12 protein-coding genes are annotated in these 9,042 nt (G+C 50.9%); 5 read left to right on the forward strand and 7 right to left on the reverse strand.

From position 1 onward, the window contains the following. Positions 1 to 25 precede the first annotated feature (25 nt). Positions 26 to 853 carry a TIR domain-containing protein gene (locus EQV97_RS22360; RefSeq protein WP_240890037.1) on the reverse strand — a complete coding sequence of 276 codons (828 nt, stop codon included), beginning with the start codon at positions 851 to 853 and terminating at the stop codon, positions 26 to 28. 117 nt (positions 854 to 970) lie between these two features. Between EQV97_RS22360 and EQV97_RS22365 the strand changes: the two genes are divergently transcribed. Then, positions 971 to 1,696, forward strand: a complete 726-nt coding sequence (locus tag EQV97_RS22365) for a hypothetical protein (protein ID WP_240890038.1) — start codon at positions 971 to 973, stop codon at positions 1,694 to 1,696. A 90-nt stretch (positions 1,697 to 1,786) separates the two neighbouring features. Here the strand turns inward: EQV97_RS22365 and EQV97_RS22370 are convergent, their stop codons facing one another. Both EQV97_RS22370 and EQV97_RS22375 read right to left on the reverse strand, forming a co-directional pair. Continuing rightward, complete coding sequence (locus tag EQV97_RS22370) at positions 1,787 to 3,280, reverse strand: hypothetical protein (RefSeq protein WP_240890039.1); 1,494 nt, start codon at positions 3,278 to 3,280, stop codon at positions 1,787 to 1,789. A 1-nt stretch (position 3,281) separates the two neighbouring features. Further along, complete coding sequence (locus EQV97_RS22375) at positions 3,282 to 3,755, reverse strand: hypothetical protein (protein ID WP_240890040.1); 474 nt, start codon at positions 3,753 to 3,755, stop codon at positions 3,282 to 3,284. A 588-nt stretch (positions 3,756 to 4,343) separates the two neighbouring features. Between EQV97_RS22375 and EQV97_RS22380 the strand changes: the two genes are divergently transcribed. The 4 genes from EQV97_RS22380 (at position 4,344) to EQV97_RS22395 (ending at position 7,063) form a co-directional block, all read left to right on the forward strand. Beyond that, the gene (locus EQV97_RS22380; RefSeq protein WP_045060620.1) at positions 4,344 to 4,556 is read left to right on the forward strand and encodes a hypothetical protein; all 213 of its coding nucleotides are present in this window, start codon (positions 4,344 to 4,346) and stop codon (positions 4,554 to 4,556) included. Further along, a complete protein-coding gene (locus EQV97_RS22385; protein WP_240890107.1) occupies positions 4,556 to 5,668 on the forward strand; it encodes a phage integrase Arm DNA-binding domain-containing protein in 1,113 nt (370 codons plus the stop codon). Before EQV97_RS22380 ends, EQV97_RS22385 begins: the two co-directional genes overlap by 1 nt. A gap of 217 nt (positions 5,669 to 5,885) precedes the next feature. Further along, complete coding sequence (locus EQV97_RS22390) at positions 5,886 to 6,365, forward strand: hypothetical protein (RefSeq protein WP_240890041.1); 480 nt, start codon at positions 5,886 to 5,888, stop codon at positions 6,363 to 6,365. A 2-nt stretch (positions 6,366 to 6,367) separates the two neighbouring features. Beyond that, positions 6,368 to 7,063, forward strand: a complete 696-nt coding sequence (locus EQV97_RS22395; RefSeq protein ID WP_240890042.1) for an SOS response-associated peptidase family protein — start codon at positions 6,368 to 6,370, stop codon at positions 7,061 to 7,063. On the opposite strand, the gene EQV97_RS22400 is transcribed toward EQV97_RS22395, so the two are convergent. The 4 genes from EQV97_RS22400 to EQV97_RS22415 form a co-directional block, all read right to left on the reverse strand. After that, a complete protein-coding gene (locus EQV97_RS22400) occupies positions 7,060 to 7,290 on the reverse strand; it encodes a hypothetical protein (RefSeq protein ID WP_240890043.1) in 231 nt (76 codons plus the stop codon). The two genes, EQV97_RS22395 and EQV97_RS22400, sit on opposite strands and share 4 nt — an antisense overlap. A 63-nt stretch (positions 7,291 to 7,353) precedes the next feature. Continuing rightward, positions 7,354 to 7,779, reverse strand: a complete 426-nt coding sequence (locus EQV97_RS22405) for a MaoC family dehydratase (protein ID WP_240890044.1) — start codon at positions 7,777 to 7,779, stop codon at positions 7,354 to 7,356. Then, on the reverse strand, positions 7,776 to 8,447 hold the full coding sequence (locus EQV97_RS22410) for an acetyltransferase (protein WP_240890045.1): 672 nt from the start codon (positions 8,445 to 8,447) through the stop codon (positions 7,776 to 7,778). The genes EQV97_RS22405 and EQV97_RS22410 overlap by 4 nt, the downstream gene beginning before the upstream one ends. 117 nt (positions 8,448 to 8,564) lie before the next feature. Further along, positions 8,565 to 8,990 (reverse strand): cell wall hydrolase, encoded by a 426-nt coding sequence (locus tag EQV97_RS22415; RefSeq protein ID WP_240890046.1) that lies wholly within the window; start codon positions 8,988 to 8,990, stop codon positions 8,565 to 8,567. Between the last annotated feature and the right edge of the window lie 52 nt (positions 8,991 to 9,042).

Here is a 9,042-nt window from a genome sequence, read left to right on the forward strand (position 1 = left end):
GGAAGAGATGATCTCCAGTGAGGATTTATTTGGGCTCGGAAGCAGAATTAACACCGTTGTACGAAGCATCCACCGTACCGCGAATCTTTGTTGTCTTACGGAAAACTCTTAACAGTGAATCTAATTCTTTAATAGGGAATTCATTTTTTTTCGCAAGCTCAATAATCTCTTCGATCGGCACATTCTTTTCTATTAGGGATATTAATAACTGACGCTTCTCCGCTAAACCGGAAAACGGATTCCCAGCATCAGCAGTCGAACTCGCCCTAAACTCTAAGTCCCTCACGCGATTTGAAAGGGATCGAGTGTTTGAAAGTATTTCGGCCAAAATACTTTCTTCGGAACGAGGCACAACATCCACTAATTGAGGGTTCGACTCTAATGCTAATGCAAAGCCATCCGCAAACTGGGGCCAATAAGTTTCGAACACCTGCTTTAGAATTCGTTCATCAAGCTTGTTGATCTCCATGCACGAATTTAAAGAGCTTATAAGACTCCACATCGACGATCGCTCAGGAACAGTGTGATTGAACTGAGCCAAAGGATCTTCAATATCACTAGGCTGTAAATCAATCAAAAACGTACACACTCTGTTCGTACTTAATCCTTTCGCAAGCGCGCCAGTTTCGAAAAGAATCCACGGTTTGTTTTTATTTTCTTGAGTCAAGCAAACAATACCAGCTGCCGTATCTTTAAGCTGATCTGAAATCTCAGAAAACCAAATTGCTCCCTTGTCAATATCTCGCGTGGATATCCACGGCTGAGACGCTTGAAGTACACACTTGATCCAGTCGCTGATCAACTCTGCTACAGCCTTGCTCCTTTGCCCTGACCAACTGACAAAAACTTTCATGTCCGCTCCGTGCTCACTATTAACAACCAGGGCGGACTGTCTCATAGCCATCACGCAATTTCCATACGAACAAAAATTCAACGACCAGCAAAAGGTCTCAAAGACATTGGAGTCTTAATGATTCATTACCACGGCACCCCGATCAGCGGTACCCGGCAGGACGGCGCCCGGTTCCTTGCCGGTCGGCACGCGCTGGTTCCCTTCCCGCGCAAGGATGATATAGGCATCGTTGCTGATGCTTGCCAGTCATTCGTGTTCGATAACGGAGCGTTTTCGGTCTGGAAGAAAGGCGGCACACTGGATGTCGACGGATATACGCGCTGGGTTGAGGACTGGCATCAGCACCCCGGCTTCGATTGGGCGTTGATCCCTGACGTCATCGATGGCGACGAAGCCGCAAATGATGCGCTGCTTTCGGCTTGGCCAGTTGCGCTGCGCGGAGTACCGGTCTGGCACCTTCATGAATCGCTTGAACGACTACAGCGGTTGGCCTGCGAATGGAAGACAGTAGCGTTCGGAAGTTCAGGCCAATGGCGCTCGCCGGGCACCGCCGCCTGGTGGAAGCGAATGGGCGCCGCGATGGACGCCATCTGCGATGAACAGGGGCGGCCTCGGTGCCGCCTCCATGGCCTACGCATGCTGGACCCCGCGATCTTCCAGCACCTCCCCTTCGCGTCTGCCGACTCCACGAACGCTGCAGTGAACGGCGGCAGCATCAGTCGCTTCGGGATGTACGCGCCTCCCACTGCTGGCCAGCGCGCGAACGTCATCGCCGACCGGATAGAGGCGCACAACAGTGCGCCGACCTGGCAACGAGAAACTCAAGTTGAGATGGTTCTCTAATAACCGAGTCGGATTCGAAATTTTCTTAACGCTGAAACGCTGCCTTTTGGCAGCGCTGGTTATAAAATTAAGCTAAAAAACAACCAAACACTAGAAATTATCAGTAGACGTCAAGTCACTCCAAGTCTGTGATGCTATTTTATTCGCTACTAAACCAATAACAGACGCCGTATTTTGAGCTTGGGCCATAGCAACCTCCACACCTTTGGTGCTTTTTAGTTTAACACGACGAGGCTGACCATTTTTGTCTTGTTTATAGCCTGTTATAGTAATCCAATGCGCTCTATATCTAAGCCAATCGATCTTAGAGACTCTGTCTTTTAGTTCTGAAACTGATAACGTCGGCTTTTTATCCCAATTAGCCTTTAAATTATTAACCTGTGCGTTATATGCCTCTTCGACAGTTTTTCCAGCATCTTTTGCTCCTATAGCCGATACAAGAGGACCTATCTCATCAATGCGAGACCGGTGATATGCTATTGCAAGCGCCTTTAACGCAAACGGCCAACCATGGACATACAGTTTTCTAAATGGGTCTGAGTCGGCGGGAGTTTCCTCCAACCAGGCCGGACCAAAATTTTTCTCAAGGATCGCAATAAAATCCTTCGCGAAAGGAAGAAAGTGCTTAACATGAAAGTGCTTGAAGTGCTCAGTCTTCAATCTGCCATCCGACACGACGTTCAGCAATATTTGTTCCATCGTGCTCAAATCGACAAGACACTTAGTTGCTGTCTCACTGGTGCTAGTATTGCGACCAGTTGCGAGCCTTGATTCAAATATCGTCCCAGCGATAGCACTAACACGCAACTCACTTAGTGCAGAAGATGTGTCCAGACTTATGACAAGGTTTTTGTTCTTCTTAGAACCCCGGCCATTTCGATCAGCAAAGCTTTGGCCAGCCTTTCGCTCATCCATATTGAGTTCAACTTCAAGAGTCACCACTAGATTTTCTAGGGCACCAACGTCGACCGCATCCTTAGAATTCGCTACCGAAAAAAGGGCTGCCGTCTGCGTTTGACCATCAGACTGCATGAGTGGCGACTTAGGTAAGTATATGATCCCATATAAACTATTCGGATTAGTTTCGTCCAAAGCAACGAAAACAGTTTGATCAAATACAACTGATGACTGCCAACCAGAAATTGTAGGTAGATATAACGGTCTATCACCCCTAATACCCTCTAGTATATAATCTCGAAAATCTATCTTATTTTGCGCCTTTTGCCCCTTAAAGTCGCTTTGAGTACGTTCATGCATCTCGGTCATTCGCAAAGCGTCATAATTATCAGGTGGCGGATTCGAAGGATCATATCTAACCATTTCAACAAATACGCTTAACGTAGGATGTGCAGTGACCAAAACACGCCACTGCCCACTATCGGATACGAAACCTTTTCGACTAAGTGTTGCATGGAGTCTAATATAGTTAGAGGTCGGACTCTGAAACTCGTAAGCACTCCGTTCAAAAGCGTCAAGATCATGAGAGTTGCTTTGTGCTCGTACAATCCGAAGCCCTTGATACTCATCATCCTTAGGAATGCTATTGGTTAAAATAACTTTTTTAGCTAAGTTTGGTATGGCCATATTATTTATTCTCGACATATTCATTAGGAAGAAAAGGAATTTTTGGCAGTACTTGCAATGGTAAACCAATAACAAAACCAGATCGACGCAACCAGGATGGCAAAACTACGAATTCGAGATTTAAGTTCATTACCTCGTTAGCAACGATCATCTCAGGCGAAAAGTGAAACGCTGCAATTACTCCACGGATAGGACGAAAACTCTCTGCCTTTCTCGCCAACGCAACATATTGAAGTATTTGTCCTAATGCCTTGTAGTCGGCGGAAATTTTAAATTCCCATTCTCGTATCAAATCACTTTTATCAATAGTGCGCATATCCGCACGTAAGAGCGTTCCTTCGTAACCCTGTTCTGTTCTGGCCAGAATCTCTCCGTTGCGGTAATCGCTAAGAGCATCTGCGTAAGCATCGCGAACCCTGCATTCGTGCGCATAAATTTTAGCCCCATCCTCCTCTGTCGCTACCGATCGCCCCATCAAACACCTCCTTTCCGTCGAGATGCCATCATAAATCTCGGAGATTTATAGCGCAACATTAAAATTTTAATAGAGCATCTTGCAGTGAATCTGTAAGCGCGATGCACTCATCCAATACCTGATACCCACATCAGTTTTCAACAACTCACCTGCCGGGCAACGGCGGGAAAGGAATCGGTATGTCCGATTTGCAAACGAAATCCACGCCCACACGCGCAAGCAACATCGGTACGGCGAGTGCTTTGGCGTCATTCAGCCCGTCCAGCAATTCCAACATATGTCGGGTAGCTGGGAAGGCTGCATGGGTTCCTTCAAAACCTGCATATCGTGCGTCGGAACACGTATCCGCGCCATTGCTCAACCCGAATGGCTGGCCGATGGAGACTATCTCTGCTACTTCGGTCGCGTCGACGAGAACCTGGCAGCCCTTACTTCAGACATAAGGTCGCAGGATGGTCGCCGATTTCACGCATACCGCTGCAGCCCCCCCTTCCCTCATGGCTCGGCGCCGAAAATCAGCTCAGACCCTGCAAAAAGTCGCATAACCTATCACCAACTTCTGCCGCCACACGCGGCATGGAGCACCCAATGAAACGAGAGCTGATCAAGATCAGTGAGTTCCAGCGCCGACGCTGGGGCGAAAACGGTACACCCCAGTGCCCGCAAGCCATCCGCAACCACATACGTAACGGCGTGGTGCCCGGCGAGCAGATCGGGAAACTCTGGTACGTTGACTGGACAGCATTCAATCGCTCGGACGGCAACGACCTGGTGGCGATGGTATTGAAAGGAGCTGCATGATGGTCCCACGGCCGCGCAACAAGGCGAACAAGAACCTCCCGCAGAACCTGTATTTCGATTCGCGGCGCTCGACTTATCGCTACCGGCGACCGACCGACGGTAAGTGGTTCCAATTTGGCAGCGACCGAATCAAGGCGATTGATGCCGCAAAGCAGTTAAACCTGGAATTCATGCGCGGCTCAGACCTGATCGGCGCTGTGATGGGCAGCTCATCAGAATCCTTTGCCGGTTTCCTAGACACCTACGAACGAGACGTCCTTCCGCCCCGCGATCTGGCCAAAGGAACGCTGGGCCTTTACGCCGTGCACTTCCGGCGTTTCCGTAAGCAGTTCGAGGGAAAGGCCATCGATCAAATCACCATTCGCATGGTCGCGGAGATGTTGGACGCGCTCACCCCGCGCACGGCGAATCAGTGCCGGGCGCTACTGATCGACATTTTCAATCATGCAGCGTCCAAAGGCCTGTGCCCGGACAACCCGGCGACCAGCACCATCAACCGGATCGAGAAGAAGCAGCGCAAGCGCCACACGGTCGACGGGTTGAAGGCCATTCGTGAGAAATCGCCGGCCTGGCTGCAGAACGCAATCGACCTGGCCCTGATCACCGCGCAGCGTCGGACCGACATCCTCGATATGCGCTTCGATGGAGTCAGGGAAGGTTTCCTGTACGTCGTGCAAAAGAAAACGGCCAAGGCCAGTGACGCAGCCTGGATTCGCTTCCGGTTGACGCCAGAGCTACAGGCGGTCATCAGTCGTTGTCGCGATGATGTTGTCTCGCCGTACCTGGTGCACCGGAAACCAGATCGGCTTAAACAGAAGCAGGCGCAGACCAAGGATCACTGGACGAAGGTTGAGGAGAGGTATCTGACTCGAGCGTTCAAGGAAGCCCGCGAGGCGGCTGAATGCTACATGGGGTGGAAGAAAGAAGAGATGCCGGGCTTCCATGAAGTGCGGGCGCTGTCGCTGCACCTGTACAAGAAAGCCGGAAAGGATGGGCAGAAAATCGCAGGCCATGCGAGCGAAGGCATGACCAAAAACTACCAGCGGGACCACGAAGAAATCGTCTGGTCCGAGGCAATTCCGGACCTGAATATCAGTGAAATCACCGGCTAGTTTTGCGCCAGTTTTGCGCGGGTTTTGCGCAGACACAAAAAAGCCGATCTAGATGATCGGCTTAAGTGTCTGATTTTAATCAGGAAATATGGTCGGGACGGAGTGATTCGAACACTCGACCCCTAGCACCCCATGCACGCAGTACCGCTGTAGGTCCTTGTGAAATAGCCGTTTTTACTGGCGCTCGCTGCAATCGAATGCCCACAAGTGCTTACAAGTGCGTGAGAAAGTCACGCAAAAGTCACGCACCCCTCTTCGGCGTCCTGCCGACCGAACACAATCCCGAACCCTGCAGCTCATCGCATCACGCTCGCCCAATCCGCCATCCTCGATTACTGTACATCCAAACAGTATTCGAAAAGGCATCACCGTGGACCCGTACGACATTGAAGACACCAGCGACTGGCTCGGCAGCCCCACGGAGCTCGAAACCCTGAAGCATTACGCGGGCATGCTGGAGGAAGATATCGAGGCGCTGAAGCTAGAGCTTCGTGCAGCCAAGGAAAATATCACTGGGCTCATCACAATGAACGATGAATTGTCCGCCGACCTCCAAAGAAAGCGGACTTGGATCGCGAACCTCGAATCGGAGACCACCGTTCAGTTGACTGATATCCGGCGCCTGAATCAAATTCTTCACCAGAGAGAAGTCGTCATTCGCGAGCTGCAGGCGCTCAAGCTGAATCACAGGAGATGATCATGTGCGGAAGACTCACCCAGTATCGCGGCATTCACGACTTCGTTGAGGCGCTCGCGTTTCCGAACCCACTGATCAACAACACCAGTGAGCAGCCGTTCGAACGCTACAACGCAGCGCCGACGACTCAGCTCGCCCTCTTCCACCAAGAAGGTGAGTTTCTGCGCGCTGATATGGTTCGATGGGGGTGGCGGCCGCACTGGGCAAAGGACCGCGCCGCGCCGATCAATGCCAGGGTCGAGAAAGTCGCCCACGGTCCCTTCTTCCGCGCCATCTGGCCGCACCGCGCAATCATCGCGATCGACAACTGGTTCGAGTGGGTTGATGAGGGTGGCCCGAAGAAGCAGCCCTACCTCATCCGCCACTGCGATCAGTCGCCAATCCTTTGCGCTGCAATCGGCCAATACCCGAACGCGGAACATGAGCCAGGTGAGCACGACGGCTTTGTCATCATCACTGCAGACAGCGCGGGCGGCATGGTGGACATCCACGACCGGCGCCCGGTGGCGCTCACGCCCGAACTTGCCCGCGAATGGCTGGACCCGGCTACGCCGAAGGAGCGCGCCGAACAGATGGTGCTGCTCCAGGGCGAGCCTACCGAGGCGTTCGAGTGGTTCAAGGTTGACCGGGCGATCGGTAACGTGCGGAATCAAGGTCCGGATCTGATCAAGCCGATTGAGGAAGACGGCCTATTTTAAGTCGTGGCCAGGGTGCGGAGTCGCTCCTCGGTTGCCGAGTCGAAGATGACGTAGAGCTTTTCGATGGTCGCCTCATTCAGTGCGCGTGCCGACTCCAGGCCCAGGACAAACCCTTCAGCCCGGGCGCCCGCCTTCACTGCCATGATCATCGAATCGGCTCTGGATATCTGAGCGAGAAGCTTGTCGGCTTCGCGCTCGATCTTCGTGCTTAACTCTATGCCATCCATATCGGCACCTTTCCGCTTTGGGTGAAGCTATAGGATAGCGTCACCCACGCTACGAAAAAACGACTAATCCTCAGGCGGGATGTATATCTCGGCCTCTCCAGTTATAACCTTCTTTTTCCCAACAGTACAAACCGTGTCAAAAGTAATACGTCGCTTGACTGCATCAATGTGCTTCACAGTAACTGTGGCTTTAAGATTGTCGCCGATGTAAACGGGATACTTAAATTGCAAGGTCTGGGAGGTGTATACACACCCATACCCGGGCAGCTTTGTGCCAAACAAAGCGGAAAAGAAACTTGAGGACATCAGTCCATGCGCAATACGCTTACCGAATCTTGATTTTTCCGCATATTCATCGCTTACATGAACAGGGTTATGATCACCGCTAATACCGGCGAATGATTTGACATCAGCATCTGTTATTGTTTGAGAATAACTTGCACTCATGCCTTCTCTAATTTCTTCCAGAGGAATGCTGTCTCGAATCATGATTTCAATGCTTCTTTACCAAGTGGCCTTGCTGGATTACCAATTACAGTGACACCTGGCGGCACGCTTTTCGTGACAACCGCACCCATGCCTACAATGGCACCCTTGCCTATTGTAATAGGCCGCTTAGGCGTTCCTTGCTTAATAATAGCGCCCGTCCCAATATAAGCATGATCTTCAATCGTCACGTTACCATTGCATTTGACGCCAGGTGCAAAGGTTACAAAGTCACCTATCACACAATCATGAGCGACGTAAGAGTATAGGTTTGCGTGAAAGTATTTGCCTATCTTGGCATTTGACGTAATACATGTAAAAGGACTTAATATCGCACTATCATGTATTTCGCACCCATCAAAAACTACGACGTTTTCATGACGTATAGTGAATGGCTTCGCGCCACCAATTTCCATCCTCGAAGAAATACGCTCCCTGGCGCTGCTGTCACCGATAGCGATATTGAAGTATTTGTTCTCAAAATCAGAATTCAGAAACTCATCCGGAGTCATAACTTTACAGCCATTAACCTCAGCTTCCTCCGGATCATCAACGATAAAAACGACAGTACCATCCAACATAAAACACGATAGCTTATCCATCATGTTTTTTACTACTGGCAAAACCTCTCTTCCATATCCGCCAGCCCCATAAATACCATAAACATCCATGTAAGCACCCCATTCGTTTTATATAATTATTCATAATAATTAATTTGAATGGTCAGCACAAGCTCCCCGTGTGTGTCTAGCTTTGGTAGGGCTATGCAAAAGAGGCCTGATGCGTAGTCAAGGCACACCCTTGAAAAAGACGTGGCGGCCGAGCTTCAGGGTCTGTTTGGAGCCATTCGCCCACGTCGGCGGTTTCGGCATGGTGGTCGCGTAATAGTGAGTAGCGCCGCCAGTTGGATCAGGCACGGCGTTGGAGATTACCAAGTCAGCTACCCTCAGCGCTTGGGCGTATTGTCCAGCCGGGATTTGCTTCTCGCCGCTCAAGTAGCCGTGATTAGGGTCGCTCTTATTCCAGCAGCTGAACTGCCACGGCTTCAGGCATACACCGGCATAGCCTTCACCCCACCAAGACTTGGCCTTGCCGTCGTTCACTCGATTCCGAATTGCCCAGGCTACGGCGATCTGTCCAGGCAAACCCTCTCCCCGCGCCTCGCCCCACAAGGTCTTGGCGAGTATGTCTCGATCTCTGGATGCGTCTGTCATATATTTTTCTCGGAAAGCAAAACGCCGGCTTGTTTGCCGGCGCTTTTGGTGG

This window comes from Pseudomonas sp. TMW22090 (genome assembly GCF_022496665.1).
Classification (GTDB): Bacteria; Pseudomonadota; Gammaproteobacteria; order Pseudomonadales; family Pseudomonadaceae; genus Aquipseudomonas; species Aquipseudomonas gregormendelii.

What these genes read in the sequence shown, in the direction of transcription:
- EQV97_RS22415 (WP_240890046.1), bottom strand. Translation starts at nt 8,990, where the DNA reads ATGACAGACGCATCCAGAGATCGAGACATACTCGCCAAGACCTTGTGG.
- EQV97_RS22370 (WP_240890039.1), bottom strand. Translation starts at nt 3,280, where the DNA reads ATGGCCATACCAAACTTAGCTAAAAAAGTTATTTTAACCAATAGCATT.
- EQV97_RS22395 (WP_240890042.1), top strand. Translation starts at nt 6,368, where the DNA reads ATGTGCGGAAGACTCACCCAGTATCGCGGCATTCACGACTTCGTTGAG.
- EQV97_RS22375 (WP_240890040.1), bottom strand. Translation starts at nt 3,755, where the DNA reads ATGGGGCGATCGGTAGCGACAGAGGAGGATGGGGCTAAAATTTATGCG.
- EQV97_RS22380 (WP_045060620.1), top strand. Translation starts at nt 4,344, where the DNA reads ATGAAACGAGAGCTGATCAAGATCAGTGAGTTCCAGCGCCGACGCTGG.
- EQV97_RS22365 (WP_240890038.1), top strand. Translation starts at nt 971, where the DNA reads ATGATTCATTACCACGGCACCCCGATCAGCGGTACCCGGCAGGACGGC.
- EQV97_RS22360 (WP_240890037.1), bottom strand. Translation starts at nt 853, where the DNA reads ATGAAAGTTTTTGTCAGTTGGTCAGGGCAAAGGAGCAAGGCTGTAGCA.
- EQV97_RS22410 (WP_240890045.1), bottom strand. Translation starts at nt 8,447, where the DNA reads ATGGATGTTTATGGTATTTATGGGGCTGGCGGATATGGAAGAGAGGTT.
- EQV97_RS22385 (WP_240890107.1), top strand. Translation starts at nt 4,556, where the DNA reads ATGGTCCCACGGCCGCGCAACAAGGCGAACAAGAACCTCCCGCAGAAC.
- EQV97_RS22405 (WP_240890044.1), bottom strand. Translation starts at nt 7,779, where the DNA reads ATGATTCGAGACAGCATTCCTCTGGAAGAAATTAGAGAAGGCATGAGT.
- EQV97_RS22400 (WP_240890043.1), bottom strand. Translation starts at nt 7,290, where the DNA reads ATGGATGGCATAGAGTTAAGCACGAAGATCGAGCGCGAAGCCGACAAG.